This is a genomic window from Candidatus Palauibacter sp. (assembly GCF_965197445.1).
In the GTDB taxonomy this organism is placed as follows: domain Bacteria; phylum Gemmatimonadota; class Gemmatimonadetes; order Palauibacterales; family Palauibacteraceae; genus Palauibacter.
In genome coordinates, this window is sequence record NZ_CBDANE010000003.1 from 88753 (window position 1) to 106744 (window position 17992).

14 protein-coding genes are annotated in these 17992 nt (G+C 69.1%); 5 read left to right on the forward strand and 9 right to left on the reverse strand.

Annotated features, from left to right (window positions below):
• Window positions 1-24 precede the first annotated feature (24 nt).
• Window positions 25-933, reverse strand: coding sequence for an arginase (gene rocF, locus ACN9M6_RS01015; RefSeq protein WP_419161052.1), 909 nt, complete (start codon window positions 931-933; stop codon window positions 25-27).
• A gap of 86 nt (window positions 934-1019) precedes the next feature.
• Here rocF and ACN9M6_RS01020 point away from each other — a divergent pair, with 86 nt between their 5' ends.
• Entirely contained in the window at window positions 1020-4418 is a 3399-nt protein-coding gene (locus tag ACN9M6_RS01020) for an amidohydrolase family protein (RefSeq protein ID WP_419161053.1), read from the forward strand.
• The gene (locus tag ACN9M6_RS01025) at window positions 4415-8227 is read left to right on the forward strand and encodes an amidohydrolase family protein (protein ID WP_419161054.1); all 3813 of its coding nucleotides are present in this window, start codon (window positions 4415-4417) and stop codon (window positions 8225-8227) included. The genes ACN9M6_RS01020 and ACN9M6_RS01025 overlap by 4 nt, the downstream gene beginning before the upstream one ends.
• A gap of 21 nt (window positions 8228-8248) precedes the next feature.
• On the opposite strand, the gene ACN9M6_RS01030 is transcribed toward ACN9M6_RS01025, so the two are convergent.
• From ACN9M6_RS01030 to trpC, 7 genes are all read right to left on the reverse strand, one after another.
• Window positions 8249-9475 carry an amino acid ABC transporter substrate-binding protein gene (locus ACN9M6_RS01030; RefSeq protein WP_419161055.1) on the reverse strand — a complete coding sequence of 409 codons (1227 nt, stop codon included), beginning with the start codon at window positions 9473-9475 and terminating at the stop codon, window positions 8249-8251.
• Between the two features lie 68 nt (window positions 9476-9543).
• Window positions 9544-10173, reverse strand: coding sequence for a VOC family protein (locus ACN9M6_RS01035; protein ID WP_419161056.1), 630 nt, complete (start codon window positions 10171-10173; stop codon window positions 9544-9546).
• A 38-nt stretch (window positions 10174-10211) separates the two neighbouring features.
• Entirely contained in the window at window positions 10212-10400 is a 189-nt protein-coding gene (locus tag ACN9M6_RS01040) for a carboxymuconolactone decarboxylase family protein (protein ID WP_419161057.1), read from the reverse strand.
• 132 nt (window positions 10401-10532) lie between these two features.
• Window positions 10533-10751 carry a hypothetical protein gene (locus tag ACN9M6_RS01045; protein ID WP_419161058.1) on the reverse strand — a complete coding sequence of 73 codons (219 nt, stop codon included), beginning with the start codon at window positions 10749-10751 and terminating at the stop codon, window positions 10533-10535.
• Window positions 10752-10753: 2 nt separating this feature from the next.
• The gene (gene trpB, locus ACN9M6_RS01050) at window positions 10754-11956 is read right to left on the reverse strand and encodes a tryptophan synthase subunit beta (RefSeq protein WP_419161059.1); all 1203 of its coding nucleotides are present in this window, start codon (window positions 11954-11956) and stop codon (window positions 10754-10756) included.
• Entirely contained in the window at window positions 11953-12600 is a 648-nt protein-coding gene (locus ACN9M6_RS01055) for a phosphoribosylanthranilate isomerase (RefSeq protein WP_419161060.1), read from the reverse strand. The genes trpB and ACN9M6_RS01055 overlap by 4 nt, the downstream gene beginning before the upstream one ends.
• On the reverse strand, window positions 12597-13460 hold the full coding sequence (gene trpC / locus ACN9M6_RS01060) for an indole-3-glycerol phosphate synthase TrpC (RefSeq protein WP_419161061.1): 864 nt from the start codon (window positions 13458-13460) through the stop codon (window positions 12597-12599). Before trpC ends, ACN9M6_RS01055 begins: the two co-directional genes overlap by 4 nt.
• Before the next feature lie 164 nt (window positions 13461-13624).
• Between trpC and lexA the strand changes: the two genes are divergently transcribed.
• Window positions 13625-14233 (forward strand): transcriptional repressor LexA, encoded by a 609-nt coding sequence (gene lexA / locus ACN9M6_RS01065; protein WP_419161062.1) that lies wholly within the window; start codon window positions 13625-13627, stop codon window positions 14231-14233.
• Window positions 14234-14377: 144 nt separating this feature from the next.
• On the opposite strand, the gene trpD is transcribed toward lexA, so the two are convergent.
• A complete protein-coding gene (trpD, locus tag ACN9M6_RS01070; RefSeq protein ID WP_419161063.1) occupies window positions 14378-15400 on the reverse strand; it encodes an anthranilate phosphoribosyltransferase in 1023 nt (340 codons plus the stop codon).
• A 28-nt stretch (window positions 15401-15428) separates the two neighbouring features.
• On the opposite strand from trpD, the gene truA reads away from it, so the two are divergent.
• Window positions 15429-16232 (forward strand): tRNA pseudouridine(38-40) synthase TruA, encoded by an 804-nt coding sequence (truA, locus tag ACN9M6_RS01075; protein ID WP_419161064.1) that lies wholly within the window; start codon window positions 15429-15431, stop codon window positions 16230-16232.
• A gap of 156 nt (window positions 16233-16388) precedes the next feature.
• On the forward strand, window positions 16389-17855 hold the full coding sequence (locus ACN9M6_RS01080) for a trypsin-like peptidase domain-containing protein (RefSeq protein WP_419161065.1): 1467 nt from the start codon (window positions 16389-16391) through the stop codon (window positions 17853-17855).
• Window positions 17856-17992 lie beyond the last annotated feature (137 nt).

A 17992-nucleotide genomic window follows, 5' to 3' on the forward strand; every position in this document is an offset into this window, starting at 1 on the left:
CGGGCCGCAAGTCGGCGGGGTCTCCTACAGAATCGTGGCGCCGAGAGCGGAGGCGACGAGACCCACGCCGAGCTGGGCGGTCTGGTTGCGGTCGTCGAGGACCGGGTTGAGTTCGACGAGTTCCAGGCTGACGAGCCGCCCGGAGCGCGACGCCTTCTCGCACACGAGGTGCCCTTCCCGGTAGGTCAGCCCCCCGCGCACGGGCGTGCCCACGCCGGGAGCGATGCGCGGATCGAGCGCGTCGAGGTCGAACGAGAGGTGGAACCCGGCGGTCCCCGCGTTGGCGCGCTCCAGCGCCTCGTCCATGCACGGCGCCGCGCCGCGTTCGTCGATCTCGGACATCGTGAACACGCGGATGCCGAGTTCGCGGATCAGGCGCTTCTCGCCGGCGTCCAGGGACCGCGCGCCCAGGACGCTCACGTTCCGGGGGCGGACGCTGGCCATCCCGCGGGTGAGCCGCGACTCCCCGTGCCCCAGCAGCACCGCGAGGGACATCCCGTGGATGTTGCCGCTGGGCGACGTGTGGGGCCGGTTCATGTCGGCGTGGGCGTCGACCCAGATGACGCCGATGGACGCCTCCTGCGGCCGATAGTGGTCCGCTACGGCCGCGACCGATCCGATCGAAAGCGAGTGATCCCCGCCGAGCACGAGCGGGGTGCAGCCCCGATCCAGACCCTGGCCCACGAGGGCGTGCGTGCCCTCGGCGACATGGGCGACCTCATCCAGAAAACGCAGTTCGCTCTCGCCCGCCGCGGTCGTTTCGAGTCCTCCGGCCGTCAGCGTGCCGAGCTCGGTGACGGAGTGGCCCATGGCCTCGATCTCCCGGCTGATTCCCGCGATACGCAGCGCGGAGGGGCCCATGTCCACGCCCCGCCGGCCGGCGCCGAGGTCGATGGAAACGGAGATCAGCGCGATGTCCCGATGGTTGCCCAAGGATCGTTCCTCTTTTGTTGGTCGCGAGTGCCAGCCGACACTACTATTCGGGGTTCAAACCGCAACCTCCGGAACGGAGTCGCCGTATGTTCTCCTTCCCTCGTCGCCCCTGGGCAGCCGCTCTGCTCCTGCTCATCCCCCTGTCCGCGCTCCCGGCGCAGGGCCAGGAAGAGGAGAAGAAGGATCCCGACCGGGGCCTTCCCCTGGAACCGGCCCGCTGGGCGCGCTTCACCACGAGCGAGGGGACCTGGATCTCCCTCGACGTGAGTCCCGACGGTCAGACGATCGTCTTCGACCTCCTGGGCGACCTCTATCGGATGCCCATCACCGGAGGCGAGGCGACGCGGCTCACGAGCGGTCTGCCGCACGACATGCAGCCGCGCTTCAGCCCGGACGGGTCGCGGATCGTGTACGTCTCGGACCGGAGCGGCGACGAGAACGTGTGGCTCATCGACGCGGAGGGGGGCGAGCCGACCCAGCTCAGCAAGGGGATCGGGAGCGTCTTCCTGTCGCCGGAGTGGATGCCCGACGGCAAGTACGTCGTCGTCTCGCGCTCGCGGGCCTTCTTCGGTCTGGAGAAGCTCTGGCTCTATCACATGGACGGCGGGACCGGCCTCGAGATGGTGGGTGGAGGCGGGGGTCAGCGCATGCTGGGCGCCGCGGTGGACGCCGAGGGACGCTACATCTGGTACGCGGAGCGCTTCGGCACCTGGCAGTACAACGCGATCTTCCCGCAGTACCAGCTCTGGGTCTACGACCGCCGAACCGGGACGCGCACACCGATGACGAGCCGCTACGGCTCCGCGTTCCGCCCCGCGCTCTCACCCGACGGCGAGCTGCTCGCCTACGCCACGCGCGAGGACGCCGACACGGGAATCCGGCTCCGCGAACTGGATTCGGGAGAGGAACGCTGGCTCGCCTACCCGGTGCAGCGCGACGACCAGGAGTCGACGGCCTCGATGGACGTGCTGCCGGGCTATTCCTTCACGCCGGACTCCGAGGCGCTCGTCATCTCGTACGGGGGCGGGATCTGGCGCGTCCCGATCGACGGCGGCGAGGCGACCGCGATTCCGTTCACGGTCGAGGCGGAGGTCGCCGTCGGCCCCGAGGTGGATTTCGAGTATCCGATCGAGGACACGCCGACCTTCGTCGTGAAACAGATCCGGAACACGCGGCCGTCGCCCGACGGACCGCGGATCGCCTTCACCGCGCTGGACCGGCTATATGTCGCCGACCTGCCCGACGGGGAGCCCCGCCGCCTCACGGAGGACGAGGTGGGGGAGTATCACCCGGTGTGGTCTCCCGACGGACGCTCCGTGGCGTACGTGACGTGGGATGACGACACGGGCGAAGGCCACATCCGGCGCGTGTCCGCAGACGGGGGCTCGAGCACGAACCTCACCCGGACCCCCGCCTACTACCAGCAGCTCGCCTGGTCCCCCGACGGCGGGCGCATCGTGGCGATCCGCTCGTCGCGACGGAACGTGCAGGAGGCCATCGATCCCTTCATCGGATTCGGCCTGGACTCCGAGTTGGTCTGGGTTCCGGCGAGTGGAGGGGAGCTGACCAGGATCGGGCCGACGGGCGGACGCAGGCAGCCGCACTTCACGTCGGACCCGGACCGCATCTACTACTACGGAACGGCGCGGGCCGACGCCGTGCCGGGTTCGCCGAACCCGCCCACCGTAACGACCGCTCTCTCCTCCGCCCGCTGGGACGACACCGACAGGCGGCGCCACCTGCAGGTCACCGCCCGGGCCAACCTCGACGCGGGCGGCGTCCCGCCGGGGTACGAGCGCTCCCCGCAGTCGGACCTCCCGATGCCGCGGACGTTCGACGACGACCAGCCCCGCGAACTCATCATCCGGCTCGGCGCCGGGTCGGTCGTCATGGCGCCGCAGGGTGACCTCGCGCTGGCGCACGTGGGCGATGACCTGTACGCGGTCACGGTGCCGGACCTTGGCGCCACGCTGCCGAGAATCGATGTCGCCAAGCCGGACTCGGCGGGCGTGCCCGTGTGGAAGCTCAACGAACTCGGGGCCGAGTTCCCCGTGTGGGGCGCGGACGGACGGACGGTCCACTGGTCGCTGGGCAACGCCCTCTTCTCCTACGACCTCGACGCCGCGGCCGGCGACACGGCCTACGCGCCGGCGGAGCAGCGGATCGAGGTCTCGGCGGAACGCGATATCCCGCGGGGCACCGTCGTCCTGCGCGGCGGACGGGCGATCACCATGAACGGCGACGAGATCATCGACAACGCCGACATCGTGGTCACCGACAACCGCATCGCCTCGGTCACCTCGGGGCCGGGGGCGGTGCCCGAGGGCGCGCAGGTCATCGACATCAGCGGCAAGACGGTCGTGCCCGGGTTCGTGGACACGCACTCGCACATGTGGAACCTGTGGGACTTCCACTGGGCGCGCCCCTGGATCTACCAGGCGAACCTGGCCTACGGGGTCACGACGACGCGCGATCCGCAGACGGCCACCACGGACGTCCTCTCCTACGAGGACATGGTGCGGGCGGGAAGAATGGCCGGGCCGCGCGTCTATCACACCGGCCCCGGTGTGTTCCAGTTCGACTTCATCCGCAGCTACGAGCACGCGCTCGATGTACTGCGCAAGTACAGCCAGTACTACGACACGAAGACGTTCAAGATGTACATGTCGGGCAACCGGCGGCAGCGTCAGTGGCTGATCATGGCGGCGCGCGAACTCGGGCTCATGCCCACGACGGAGGGTGGCCTGGAATATCGCCTGAATATGACGCACGCCATGGACGGCTATCCGGGGATCGAGCACTCGATGCCGATCGTTCCGGCCTATCAGGACGTTGTGGAGCTGTTCACGACCTCGGGCACCGTGAACTCCCCCACGCTTCTGGTCTCGTACGGGGGACCGTGGGGGGAGAACTACTTCTACACGCACGAGGACGTCTTCGGCGACGAGAAGCTGACCCACTTCACGCCGAAGCGGGAGCTCGACTTCAAGGCCCGGCGCCTGCAGACCACGGGGCCGGGACCGGGCGGCTGGTTCGCCGAGGAGGAATACGCGTTCCCGAAGCACTCGGCGTGGCTGGCACAGCTCGTCGAGAACGGCGGCAACACCGGCGTCGGCAGCCACGGACAGTTGCAGGGCCTCGGCTACCACTGGGAGCTGTGGGCGCTGCAGAGCGGCGGCATGGACGAGCACGACGCGCTGCGCGCCGCGACGCTCATGGGGGCGGACGCGATCGGCCTCAGCGGCGACCTGGGTTCCATCGAGGCCGGCAAGCTCGCGGATCTCGTGATCCTCGACGCCGATCCCCTCGAAGACATCCGAAACACGAACACCATCGACAAGGTGATGATGAACGGGCGACTCTACGACGGCGATACGCTCGACGAGCTGTGGCCCCGGCAAAGACCCGCGCCGGACGAACCCTGGAGGAACACGGCGCCCATTGTGAATACCGTGCGTGCGGGGCTCGGGGGAGGTGACCGATGAGGCGGCGGGCGAGGCTGACGAGGACCGCGGCGGCGGCGGCGCTGGGCGCGCTGATCGCTCCGGTGGCCGCGGCGGAGGCTGCGGCCCAGATGACGGTCGGCCCCGGCGGCCCCGGAAGGCCCGACCCACTCCCCCTGAGGGGTGCCCGCACGGCCAGTTTCACGGCCACGGAGGGCACCTGGATCTCGCTCGATGTCAGTCCCGACGGGACGATGATCGTGTTCGATCTCCTGGGCGACCTCTACACCATGCCGATCGAGGGCGGGGAGGCTTCGCCGCTCCTGACCGGCATGGCCTACGAGACGCAGCCCCGCTTCAGCCCGGACGGCGAGACGGTGGCCTTCATCTCCGACCGCAACGGGGGCGACGCGCTGTGGACCATGCGTCTCGACCGGACGGACACGACGCGGGTGGCCGGGGGCGGGCCGAGCCTCTTCCTGTCGCCGGAGTGGGCCCCGGACGGGGAGTTCATCGTGGCCAGCCGCGCGAGCGGGCTGGGCGGGGTCGCGCAGCTCGCCATGTACCACGCCGAGCGCGGCTCTCCGCTGTCGCTGCCGGGATCCATCTTCCTCAAGCGGATCGGGGCGGCGTTCAGCCCGGATGGCCGCTACATCTGGTACGCGGGCGGCTTCGGCGACTGGCAGTACAACGCGGCCCTGCCCCGCTACCAGCTCTATCGGTACGATCGCGAGCTGGGGGCCACCACGACGATGACGAACCGGTACGGGTCGGCGTTCCGTCCGGCGATCTCGCCCGATGGCCGCTGGCTGGTGTACGGGACGCGCTACAACGCGGACACGGGACTCCGAAAGCGCGACCTCGAGACGGGCGAGGAGACGTGGCTCGCCTACCCCGTGCAGCGAGACGAGCAGGAGTCGCGGGCGCCGCTCGACCTGTTGCCCGGCTATGCCTTCCTCCCGGACGGTTCGGCGATCATCGCCTCGTACGGCGGCAGGATCTGGAAGGTCCCCATGGACGGGGGCGAGGCCGCCGAGATTCCGTTCGAGGCCGAGGTCGAACTCAGCGTCGGTCCGGAGGTGAAGTTCGAGTATCAGATCGACACCATTGCGATGGTCACGGCGAGCCAGATCCGCAGCCCCGTCGTCGCGCCCGGCAACGGCCAGGTGGTCTTCACCGCCTTCGACCGCCTCTGGGTCCGCGACCTGCCCGAGGGTGAGGCGCGCCGGCTGACCGATGGCGACGCGGGTGAGTTCCATCCCCAGTGGTCGCCGGACGGCCGGTGGATCGCCTACACCACGTGGGACGACACCGAGGGCGGCCACATCATGAAGGTGCCGGCGGCCGGCGGTGAACCTGTCCAGCTGACGGCCACGACGGCCCTTTACTACAACGTGGCGTGGTCGCCGGATGGCCAGCGCATCGTCGCTTCGCGCGGAGCCGCTCGTCAGCTCAAGGAAGCGTCCGGCGCCTTCTTCGGCCCCATCGGCGGTGAGTTCGTCTGGGTGCCGTCGGCCGGCACGGCGCCGGCGGACGCGGAGGTGATTTCGCCCACCGGGCTCCGCGACGTGCCGCACTTCGCCGCGGACGATCCCGACCGCATCTACGCCTACAGCCCGATCGAGGGCCTGGTGTCCTTCCGCTGGGACGGCACCGACGTGAAGCGCCACCTGATCGTGCGCGGACGCCAGGGGATCGCCGGGATCGGCGACCCCCACCCCAACGAGTGGGAGTTCCTCCCCCGGCGCGTCTTCCCGTGGCGGCAGGGGCCCGACCCGACGGATCCCGATCCCCCGGCGGAGCCGGGCGGACCGGCCCCCGCGGGACTGGTGATGCTCTCTCCGGAGGGAGACCGGGCCTTCGTGCAGTTCGGCCGGGATCTCTTCGTCGTGGATCTGGCCGAGGTGGGGACCCAGCCCCCCGAGATCACGCTGTTCCGGCTGGACGACGCCCCGGTGCCCGTCCGGAAGCTCACGGATGTCGGCGGCGAGTTCCCCTCGTGGGCGCCCGATGGCGGCGCCCTGCACTGGGCCATGGGGAACGTCCTCTTCAGCTACGACCTCGACCATATCGAGGCCGAGGAAGCGGAGGAGGAAGAAACGGCGCACGCGCGGGCACTCCTCCGCGCGAAGGCGATGGCGATCACGGACACGCTCGAGGAGAAGCGGGCCGAGGCGGACAGCCTCGAGAAGGCCGACGAGGATCTCCCGGAGGAGCTGGAGGCCGAGATCAACCGGCTCGCGGCGGATTCCGTGATGGTCGTTGCGGACTCTCTGCTCGCGCGCGCGGACTCGATCCGGCGGGCGGCGGAGGAGGTCGCAGAGAAATCCAACGCGGTACGCGCGGGCGACGACGCGGTCCTGGCCGACACGACGGACACGTACGAGGCCGTCGAACGCAGGATCGAGGCCCAGCTTCCGCGAGACATCCCTCGCGGCACGGTCGCGCTGCGGGGCGGACGGATCATCACGATGACCTATGTGCCCGACGCGCCCGCTGATACCACCGGCGCCGCCCCTGACACCACCGGGGTGCCCGCCGACACCACGGGTGCGCCCAGCGACAGTACGGACGCACCCGACGACAGCCCCCGCGTGCGTGAACCGCGCGTGATCGAGAACGGCGTCGTGCTCGTGACGGACAACCGGATTGTCGCGGTGGGGCCCGCCGACTCGGTCGAGGTCCCGGACAGTGCCACGGTGATCGACGTCAGCGGAAAGACGCTCGTGCCGGGCTACATCGACACCCACTATCACGCGCAGTGGCTCGTTCCCGAAGTCCATCCGGAGGAGGTGTGGCAGTACCTCGCGACCCTCTCCTACGGGGTCACGACGACGCGTGATCCACAGACGGCTTCCACCGACATCCTCAGCTACACCGACCGGGTGCGGACGGGCGGCATGACCGGACCCCGCATCTATTCGACGGGCCCCGGGGTGTTCGCGGGCGAGAACATCCGCGACGCGGACCACGCCAGGACGATTCTGCGGCGCTACGCGGAGTACTTCGATACCAAGACGCTGAAGATGTACATGACGGGGAACCGCCAGCAGCGTCAGTGGATCATTCAGGCGGCGCGCGACCTCGAACTCATGCCGACGACCGAGGGCGGACTCGACTTCAAGCTCGACATCACCCACGCGATCGACGGATATCCCGGCATCGAACACAACCTGCCCATCGCGCCTATCTATTCGGATGTGGTGGAACTCTTCAAGACCTCACAGACGACGAACAGTCCGACGTTGCTCGTCTCGTACGGCGGCCCCTTCGGCGAGAACTACTTCTACGCCCATGAAGACGTACTGGGTGACGAGAAGCTCGCGACGTTCGTGCCCAAGGCGAATATCGACGCGAGGGCGAGGCGACGCGGACCCGGCGCGGGCGGGAGCCCCGGACAGGCCGGCTGGTTCCTGGAAGAGGAGTACGTCTTCCCGCGCCACGGCGAGTTCGTGAAGAAGATGCTCGAGGGTGATGCCCGCATGGGAGTGGGCAGCCACGGGCAGATCCAGGGCGTGGGATACCACTGGGAGATGTGGGCGATGGGCTCCGGGGGCGCGTCGAACTACGACATCCTCAGGGCCGCGACGATCCTGGGCGCCGAAGCGATCGGGTTCGGAAAGCAGCTCGGGAGTATCGAGGAGGGCAAGTTCGCCGACCTCGTGATCCTGAACACCAACCCGCTCGACGACCTGCGCAGCACGGTCGACATCCACTATGTGATGAAGGACGGGCGACTGTTCGACGGGACGACGCTCGACGAGATCCATCCCGAGGCGCGCACACTCGAGCGGCAGCGCCCCGCCGAGGAGAACGCGGCGGGCGCCGCCGCCGGGATCCGGAGGAGGTAAGTCCGCTAGCAGAGGCCGGGATCAGCGCATCAGGCACGGGGTCGCGTTCGCGATGGCCCAGGGGTGGATGATGCGCAGGGCGAGGCCGCCCGCACCGTCGTCCTGCCATTGGACCTGGAGACCCGTGAGGGCGCGCTGCGCACCGGCCTTCGGGTCCTCGAGCGGGTAGACGCCGAACGGGCCGAGCACGCTCTGGGTCATGGCCGTAAACAGGAAGTCGCGGATCGCGGTGCGGTCCGCGTCTCCCGTGGCGGATATCGCCTGGTCGATCCCCTCGGCCAGGAGTTCCACCGCCCCGAAGCCCGCGGCCGGATGGTAGCCGGGTGTCGTTCCGTGCGCCGCCTCATAGCGCTGGACCATCGTCTCGCTGTCCGAGATGAAACCCGACGTGCGGATCGTCGGGTCCCAGGGTGCGTTGCCCGCGACGCAGCGCCCCGCTTCGCCCACCGCGTCGATGAAGTCGGGTTCCGCGGGGCCGAGGAGAAGGCTCATCAGGCGCGGCTGGTAGCCCACGGCAGCCGCGGCCCTGGCGAATTCCATCGCGTCGGTGGCGTATCTCCCGCCGATGAATAGAGTCGCGCCCGCATCGCGGGCCGCGGCCACGACCGCCTCGTGGTCCGCCGCCCCGACCGCGTAGGACTCGTCCATGACGATGTCGAGCCCGTGCGCCCGGGCCACTTCGCGCACGCCGTCCGCCACCGCCGCCGGGAACGAGGTGTCCTCGTGGACCAGGGCGACGGCGCGAGCCCCCACCAGGGCGGCCACTTCCACGGAGCCCTTCAGATAGCTGGGGGCTGGGTTCAGCAGCTGGGCGCTCCACTGCCTCTGCCGTCCCGTCCACAGCTCGGGCGCCGCCGCCGGCGCCACCAGCGGGATGCCGGCGGCCTCGGTCACGGCCAGCACGGCCTCGGTGATCGGGCTGCTATATGGGCCCAGCAGGACGTCGATCGTATCCGAGGCGATGAACTCCGCGTACAGGCGGGCGCTCGTCTCCGCGTCGCTCCCATCGTCCCGCAGCACGAGCTGCAGCGGCCGGTCGCGGATGCCCCCCTTCTCGTTGATCATCTCCACCGCAAGGCGGTATCCGCGCGCGACTGCGCTTCCCAGTTCGCCGTGGCGTCCGCTCTGGGCCACGGCCGCCGCCAGCGTGATCGGTCCCCCCTCCGGCTCCGGCGCGGCCGGGTCATCGACGCAGCCGGCCGCCACCAGCGCCAGAAGGCCCAGGCCGACCAGATATCCGTGTTTCATGGAATCGTTGCTCCAACCTTGAAGGTTCGCCTCTTCCGCGACCGCTGCGAACTTGCGACGCGACACTTCTAGCGCAACTCCACCTCATCGCCGCTCAGGGTGCGGATCCCTGCCAGCAGCGCGGGCTCCGGTCCCTCGTCCACCTCGAGGGCCAGAGACAGCGCGGCCAGCGTGGAACGTACCGCGGCAGGGTCCGGATGTTCGGCTCGGAAGGAGAGCAGCTGCCCGCCCGCCGGCGTGGCGCGGGCCGGGTGCGGGGTTGTTCCCCAGTCGATGAAGAACGGCACGAGGCCATCGTGAAGGAAGGCGGTCAGGGCCGTGACTTCCCACCGAAGTTCACTCCCGTCGGGCCGAAGCCGCGAACCGGGCCGCACCGGCCCGAGGGGTACGCCCCGATCCGAAGCCTGTGCGGCGAGCGCGGCGAGGTTGGTCGCCCGGGCCGCCCATGTGATGAGCCTGGGTTCCTCGAGTTCCGCGATCCCGAACGGGGGCGGTTCGCCTCCGGATGGAGCTTCAGGGTCCGGGCCCAGAATCTCCAGATAGATGTCGCTGCCGAGCGACAGGAGGTAGTTCGCGGTGCCCAGGTTCGCGTGCCGGCCGCCAAACACGGCCTCGACACCGAGACGGTCGGCCACCCACGCCACGCCGTCGCGCAGGTCGGCGGTTCCCAGCAGTAGATGGTCCAGGTTGGGTGGCACACTTCCGGGAGCCGCCGGGGGGAGGGTAGCCAACGTCGTCAGCCTCTCTTGTCTTCGAGTTGTACGCCGAGCCCGTCGGCGATCCGATTCACGAACGCGTAGTAGGCCGTGACCGCGCAGATGTCGTGGATGGCACGATCGTCGAAACCATGCGTTCTCAGAGCCTCGACATCCGTTTCGGCGATCTCGCCGGGGGTGCGCGTCAGCCGCACAACATAGTCCAGCATCGCCCGGTCGGTCTCGTCCAGCTCCGCGGTGGCATGGTCCTCGGCCAGCGCGGCGACGAGCCGCTCGTTCTCCTCATCGGAGCGACCGGTGACTGCGAGCAGGCGACGGAGACCCTCCCCGTGATGGACGATTCAGTAGTGGCAGTCGTTGAGGCCCGATACCGTGACCGCGATCATCTCGCGCTGAGTGCGGGACAGCGGTCCTGCCCCGTACATGAGTTCACGGTAGAGATCGTAGTGGAGGGGGATGGTGCGACTATGGACTCCGTGAACGCGGATGATGTTGTCGTCATCCGCGACACGGTCCTGTTCGGGGATCTCCGACGGATCCGGAACGTCGATGAAGGCCACGGTCAACTCCCGCCCTGGTCGAGGATGCGGGCGACTTCCTCCACGTCCTTGTCGCCCCGTCCGCTGAGGCAGATGACGACGTTTCGTCCGGCCCAGCTCGCGGCCTCGCGCCGCAGGCCCGCCAGCGCGTGCGCGCTCTCGAGCGCCGGGATCAGACCCTCGAGCCGGCAGAGATCCTGGAATGCGGCCAGGGCCTCGTCGTCGGTCACCGACTCGTAGCGCACCTGACCTGTCTCCTTGAGCCAGGCGTGCTCGGGACCCACGCCGGGATAGTCGAGACCGGCCGAGACGGAGTGGGCGGGAATGACCTGTCCGTCGTCATCCTGGAGGAGGTAGCTGTAGTTGCCGTGAAGCACACCCGGCTCGCCGGCCGTGAGCGAAGCCGAGTGCCGCCCCGTGTCGAGGCCGTGGCCCGCCGCCTCCACCCCGACGAGCGCGACGCGCTTCCCTTCCGCGCGCTCCCGGTTGCCCTCGAGGAAGGGCGTGAAGATGCCGATCGCGTTCGAACCGCCCCCGACGCAGGCGAAGACGGCGTCGGGCCGCACCCCACGCTCGGCGAGCTGCCCGGCCGTCTCATCACCGATAATGCGCTGAAAATCGCGCACGAGAGCCGGATAGGGGGCCGGGCCGACGACGGAGCCAATGATGTAGTGGGTCGTGTCCACGTTCGTAACCCAGTCGCGGATCGCCTCGTTCGTCGCGTCCTTGAGCGTCCGGCTTCCGCTCGAGACGGGGATCACTTCGGCGCCGAGCAGTTCCATTCGCTCGACGTTGAGCGCCTGCCGGCGCATGTCCTCTTCGCCCATATAGACGGCACAGTCGAAGTCGAGTACGGCGCAGGCGGTCGCGGTCGCCACGCCGTGCTGACCCGCGCCGGTCTCCGCGATGATGCGGGCCTTGTTCATCCGCGTCGCGAGCAGCGCCTGGCCCATCGTGTTGTTGATCTTGTGGGCGCCGGTGTGGTTGAGGTCCTCGCGCTTGAGCCACAACTCGAGGCCGAGGTCCTCGCCGAGGCGGGACGCGCGGTAGAGGGGCGTGGGCCGGCCCACATAGTCCGCGAGGCTGGCTTCGAGGGCTTCCCGGAACGAGGGATCGCCGCGGGCGTCGGCCCAGGCCGCAGTCAACTCGTCCAGGGCCGGGATCAGCGTTTCGGGCACGAACTGCCCACCGAAGTCGCCGAACCAGCCGGTCCTCATGTCGCTCATTCGGCGGCCACGGGTTCCCGGACGGTCGCCAGGAACTCGAGGATCTTGTCGAGAGACTTCTCTCCCGGGGCTCGCTCGACACCCGAGGAGACGTCGACGATGTCGGGGCGTCCTTGATGGATCGCCCGCCGCACGTTGTCCGAGTTCAGTCCGCCGGCGAGTACGAGCGCGCACTCGTCCCGGTCCAGTCCCGCCAGCCACTCGTGCGGGAACGAGGCGCCGGTTCCACCGGGCCCGTGCGCCGAGAAGCCCTCGACGAGGATCGCGTCGGCCGCGTCCGCGTACGTTTTCCACTGCTGGAGCAACATGTCGGACGAGGCGGGCCGGATCGCCTTCCACACGCCCAGGCCTTCCGCCCGAAGGGTTTCGCAGGCTTCGGGCGGTTCCGTGCCGTGGAGCTGAGCGATGTGAAAGCCCGCGGTGTCCCGCCGGCGCAGGATGTCCGCCGGGCTCGCGTCCAGGAACACGCCCACCGCGCGCGCCCCGTCTTCCAGTGCTCCCACGACCGCCCCGGCCTGTTCGGCCGTTACCTCCCGCACCCGGCCGGCGAACACCACGCCGACGTAGTCCGCTCCCGCCCGGGAAGTCTCCACCGCATGCCGGGGGTTCCTGAGGCCACAGATCTTCACCTCAACCGGGGTCATGGCCCGCCGTCGCCATCGAAGGCGGCCTCGTAGTCAGCCTCGACGCCCGCCGCCTCCATCGCGCCGCTGCGAGGGCGCCGCGGGTGGCCGACGAGCGCCTCCACACCCGCCCCGGGGTCGCCCGCCATCAACCAGCCGCCGACGAGAACCGCGTCCGCCCCCGCCGACCCGGCCGCCGCCGCGTCTTCCGACGACCGGATCCCGCTTTCGGCCACCGCGACCACGTCCGCCGGGAGCCTCTTGATCAGACGCAGCGAGCCCTCGATATCGACTTCGAACGTCGCGAGGTCCCTCGCGTTTACGCCGACGATACGGGCACCCGCCTCCAGCGCCCGGTCGATCTCTTCCCCGTCGTGCGCCTCGACCAGCGCCGCGAGACCGAGTTCGCTCGACAGTTCGAGGAATTCGCGCAGCCGGGTGTCGCCGAGCGCCCGGACGATGAGCAGGATCGCGTCTGCGCCGGCAGCGCGTGCTTCGTAGAGCTGCACGGGGTCCAGGATGAAGTCCTTCCGCAGCATGGGGACGCCGACCGCGTGCCTCGCCGACCGGAGATCGTCGAGCGACCCGCCGAAGTACGGCTCGTCCGTGAGGACGGAGATCGCTGCCGCACCGGCCGACGCGTACACGCTCGCCACGCCGGCCACCTGCGCGTAGGGGTTGATCTCTCCGGCCGAAGGCGAGCGACGCTTGAACTCGGCGATCACGGAGACCTCACCCGGGCGCCGCAGGGCAGACTCGAACCCCCGCGGCGGAGGCGCCTCTTCAGCCTGCGCGCGCACCGCCCTCCGAAACAACTGGAGCCGCGCGACCTCTTCGCGCTTCGCCGCGAGGATCTCGTCGAGGATCGTGTTCGGTGTCATGGCGCCAAGCTGTACCTGTCGGCAGTTCGTGGCAAAACCCCGGATCGCGAGAAGTTTCCGCCCGTCGGGGTTGCGATTCGGTGCTTGTTCGGGTAGATTCGGGACTCGTTCGGTACCCCGCAAGGGGTCAGCAGCGGAATCAGCTACCGGAGGACGGGAAAACGATGGCGCTCACGAAGCGGCAGCGCGAGATGCTGGACTTCATCGAGGGGTTCATACGGTTCCGCGGATATTCGCCGAGCTTCGAGGAGATCGCGGAACATTTCGGCTACCGATCGCTCGCGACGGTTCACGAGCACCTCGAGAACCTCCGGACGAAGGGATACGTCCGCAAGAACTATAACGAGAGTCGGTCGATCGAACTGGTGGAGGGAAAACTCCAGGTCGCCGCGGTGGAGCTGCCACTGTACGGGAACGTGGCCGCGGGGCAGCCCATAGAGGTCATCGAGGAACAGGAGACGGTCTCCGTCCCCGAGGACATGATCTCAGGCTCCCTGAGCGAGCACTATGTGCTTCGGGTGCGTGGCGATTCGATGATCGACGAGCAGATTCGCGACGGTGACTATGTGATCGTTCAGTCACGGCAGACGGCACACAATGGCGAGATGGTGATCGCGCTTGTCGATGATGAGAGCGCGACCATGAAGAAGTTCTATATGGAGCGCGGACAGATCCGGCTGCAGCCCGCCAACCCGGCGCTCGCGCCACTGTACATGAACCCGTCGCAGGTCGCGATCCAGGGCGTGGTGATCGGAGTGATCCGCCGGTACTGACCCGCGGGGGCGCCTGCAGGACCTTTTCTCCGAGGTATCGACCTCGGACGCTGCAAAGACGGAGGACCGCTCTCAACTCCCCGAGAGTACCCGTCCCGACGGCCACCCACCTCCCACAATTAACCGTCGGGGCGGAGGTTCCCGTCACCGAAGCGATCCGACCCCTGGCTCAAACGCCTGCAGGACTTCCAGCTGGTCCCGTCCGGCCCCGGAATCGATCGATCGCTCGGCAGCGGCGACGCCTTCGGCTAACGTGTCGACGGTGCCCGCGACCCAGAAGGCGGCTGCTGCGTTGAGTACGACGGCTGCGCGGCCGGCCCCGCCCTCGGTCCCGCAGACAACCCGCCTCACCCGTTCCGCGTTCTCGGCCGGTTCGCCCCCCGCGAGATCACCCGGGTCGTAGTCCGGCCAGCCGAGGCCGGAGGGCGTGACCTCGAATTCGGAGAGGGTTCCGTTCTCCACCTGGAAGACGCGGGTCGGGCCGAGGGGACTCAGTTCGTCCATGCCGGGCTCCCCGTGCACGACCAGGGCCCGCTCGTGGCCCAGTTCGAGGAGGGCGTCCGCGACGAGGCGCTGCAGGCCGGGGTGCGCGACGCCGACGACCTGCCGTCGGACGCCGGCGGGGTTCGCAAGCGGTCCGAGCAGGTTCATGATCGTGGTGACGCCGAGCGCCGAGCGGACGGGCCCCACATGGCGCATGGCCGGGTGGTGCGCCGGCGCGAACATGAACGCGAAGCCGGTCTCCTCGAACATCCGTTTCTCGTCCTCGAGCGGGAGCTGGATCGGGACGCCAAGCGTCTCGAGCACGTCGGCGCTGCCGCACTTCGAGGTAAAGGAGCGGTTGCCGTGCTTGGCGATGCGGACGCCGCCGGCAACGGCCACGATGGAGGCCGCAGTGGAGATGTTGAAGGTCGTGAGCGTACCCCCGCCGGTCCCGCAGGTGTCGATGATGCGGTCGTCGTCGAGTTCCAGCGGGACCATCGCCTTCCTCAGGGCGCGGACGCCCCCGGCGACCTCGGCCGGGGTCTCGCCCCGCATCCGCAGGCCTGTGAGGAGCGCGGCCATCTCGGCCTGCGTGGCTTCGCCGCTCATGAAGCGGTCGAACGCGGCTTCGGCCGTGGCGGCATCGAGCGTCTCTCCGGAAAGCACGCGGCGGATCGTGTCCATCACCTGGTTCCCCTGCTAGTCTTCGCGGATGTCAGACCCCGCGGCCTCTCTCGCCCGTTTTCGGGCCACCATCGAGTACGATGGGACCTCGTTCCATGGCTCCCAACTACAGCCCGGTGTGCGCACCGTCCAGCGTGCGGTCGAGGGTGTGCTGTCGAAGCTCTTCGACCGACCCACCCGGATCGACCTCGCCGGGCGCACCGACAGGGGGGTCCACGCGACGGCGCAGGAGATCGCTTTCGGGGCTCCTCTTACGTGGGACCCGGACGAACTGGGCCGGGCTCTGGGCGCCACGCTTCCCCCTGATGTCGGCGTCCGGGAGGTGCGGGAGGCGGTGGGGGACTTTCATCCGCGCTTCGACGCGGAGGCACGTCGATACAGCTACGTGGTCGCGGAAGGCGAGCGGAAGCGGCCGTTGCTGCGCGACCGCTGCTGGAGCCCCGGCTGGCCGCTCGACCCCGAGGTGCTTGCAAGACTGGCCGCGGCCCTGCCCGGAGAGCGCTCGTTCGAACGATTTGCCCGCGCGGGCCAGCCCGAACGTGGCACGCGCTGCCGGGTCCGAAGCGCCGCCTGGCGCTTCGACCGCCCTCCCTTCGTCTTCCTCGAGATCGTCGCCGACCGCTTCCTTCACCACATGGTGCGGTACCTGGTGGGAACCTCCATCGAGATCGCGGCCGGACGACGGCCGTTCGAGGATTTCGAGTGCATGCTGGGAGGCGAAGCAGGCACGAGACCCGTCTTCCCCGCCCCGCCCGGCGGCCTCTATCTCACCGGTGTGCGCTACGCGAACGCGTGGAACGCGGACCCCGAGGTCCCTTGGCTCCCCGGATGAATCCTTCGACGTTGTTCCGCGTACAACTCTCGTGTGCGGCGGCGCGTTTTTTCTAATGAGGACGTCAAGCGGGATGATCACGAGCACGCAGACAGCGCCCACAGACGGACTGAACGGACTGAATCGATGACGGACGGAAGTCGAACCGGACGAACGATGGTTGCGGCCGCGCGCGTCCTCGTCGCGGCCACCGTGCTCGTCTTCGCCGGCCTCGGCGTGGGCGCGGTCGTGACGGCGCTCGGGAATCGCACGGCTGACCTCGAGGAGAGCCAGCCTGCGCAGAGTCCGTTTACGCAGACGTCGATGGCCGGGCCCGCGCTCGAGCCGCAGTCGCTCACGGATATCTCGGGCGCCCGGCGCACGCCGACGGTCGTCGCCGCATTCCGCGTGCTGCCGTCGGTGGTGAGCCTGCGCACCGAGCGGACCGTTCAGACACGGGACATGTTCGACCGCTTCCTGGGCCGTGGCGGGCGGGCGCGGATCGAGTCGGGTCTCGGGTCGGGGTTCGCCATCGACGATTTTGGGACGATCGTGACCAACGCCCACGTCGTCAGCGGCGCGGACCGCATCGAGGTGGTGGACGCCGAGGGTCAGCGATTCGAGGCGGAGGTGGTCGGTTTCGACGAACTCACCGACCTGGCGGTGGTCCGGATCCCCCCGAACCGTGTCCCCGGGGCCCCGCTCGGCACCTCCTCGAATCTCTTCATCGGAGAACCCGCCGTCGCGCTCGGTAACCCATCGGGCTATGCCCTCAGGAACACGGAGGCGACCGTAACCTCGGGGGTGGTGAGCGGTGTGGGTCGTGACATCCAGTCGTCGAGCGGACAGGAGGTTCTGTACGCCGACATGATTCAGACGGACGCGTCGATCAACCCCGGCAACTCGGGCGGACCTCTGGCCAACGCGGACGGCGAGGTCATCGGGGTCAACAGCTCGATCTTCTCGCGATCCGGCGGGTCCGAGGGCTTGGGCTTCGCGATCCCCATCGACCGCGCGCTCGTGGTCGCCGCCGAGCTCCTCGAGTTCGGGCGGGTGAGGCGGCCCTGGGCCGGCCTCCAGGTGCTCACCGACCGGCAGGATCCGGAATCGGTCTTCGGCCGGCCGCTGGTCGTTGAAGTCTACGACGGTACACCGGCCCAGGAAGCTGGACTGCAGGTGGGCGACGAGATCGTGACGCTCAACGGCCGCGACGTAAACCACGATCTCGACTGGCAGGTGGGGCTCGTGGATGCCGGCGTCGGTGCGACCGTGGACGTGTTGTTCCGCCGGGCGGGGAGCGAACTTCAGACTCAGCTCCGGCTCGACGAAGTGCCTACGGGTCGAGCCGAGCGGATCGAGGTCCTCGCGGGGCTGCGGCTGATCACCGTCACGCCGCAGATCCAGCAGGAGCGTAGTCTGGCCGTGGACTTCGGGGCGCTCATCGCCTCGGTCGGCGAGGAGGCGCGGAGCACGCGACTCCGCGAGGGCGACGTCATCATCAGCATCAACCGGAACGAGGTGCGATCCGCCGAGGAGGCGGGTGAGTTGTTCGGGTACTACGCCCGGGCGGGAGACGGCTGGGTTCAGCTCTACATCGCCCGCGGAACGGAGATCGGAAACCTCCAGCCGTTCCGCGTCCGGTGACGGCGGCGGGACTTTTGCCGGTGACGATCAAAGGCTAGACTTCGACCTTACGGCGACCGAGGTCGCCCCGGGAGGGCCGCTGGATCGGACTGTGCGCCGTGCAGCCCATTGCAACAACTCCGCTGCATTCGAACGGC

What these genes read in the sequence shown, in the direction of transcription:
- ACN9M6_RS01040 (WP_419161057.1), bottom strand. Translation starts at nt 10,400, where the DNA reads ATGCTGGACTATGTTGTGCGGCTGACGCGCACCCCCGGCGAGATCGCC.
- ACN9M6_RS01055 (WP_419161060.1), bottom strand. Translation starts at nt 12,600, where the DNA reads ATGACCCCGGTTGAGGTGAAGATCTGTGGCCTCAGGAACCCCCGGCAT.
- ACN9M6_RS01030 (WP_419161055.1), bottom strand. Translation starts at nt 9,475, where the DNA reads ATGAAACACGGATATCTGGTCGGCCTGGGCCTTCTGGCGCTGGTGGCG.
- trpD (WP_419161063.1), bottom strand. Translation starts at nt 15,400, where the DNA reads ATGGACACGATCCGCCGCGTGCTTTCCGGAGAGACGCTCGATGCCGCC.
- trpB (WP_419161059.1), bottom strand. Translation starts at nt 11,956, where the DNA reads ATGAGCGACATGAGGACCGGCTGGTTCGGCGACTTCGGTGGGCAGTTC.
- truA (WP_419161064.1), top strand. Translation starts at nt 15,429, where the DNA reads ATGTCAGACCCCGCGGCCTCTCTCGCCCGTTTTCGGGCCACCATCGAG.
- ACN9M6_RS01020 (WP_419161053.1), top strand. Translation starts at nt 1,020, where the DNA reads ATGTTCTCCTTCCCTCGTCGCCCCTGGGCAGCCGCTCTGCTCCTGCTC.
- trpC (WP_419161061.1), bottom strand. Translation starts at nt 13,460, where the DNA reads ATGACACCGAACACGATCCTCGACGAGATCCTCGCGGCGAAGCGCGAA.
- ACN9M6_RS01080 (WP_419161065.1), top strand. Translation starts at nt 16,389, where the DNA reads ATGGTTGCGGCCGCGCGCGTCCTCGTCGCGGCCACCGTGCTCGTCTTC.
- ACN9M6_RS01025 (WP_419161054.1), top strand. Translation starts at nt 4,415, where the DNA reads ATGAGGCGGCGGGCGAGGCTGACGAGGACCGCGGCGGCGGCGGCGCTG.
- lexA (WP_419161062.1), top strand. Translation starts at nt 13,625, where the DNA reads ATGGCGCTCACGAAGCGGCAGCGCGAGATGCTGGACTTCATCGAGGGG.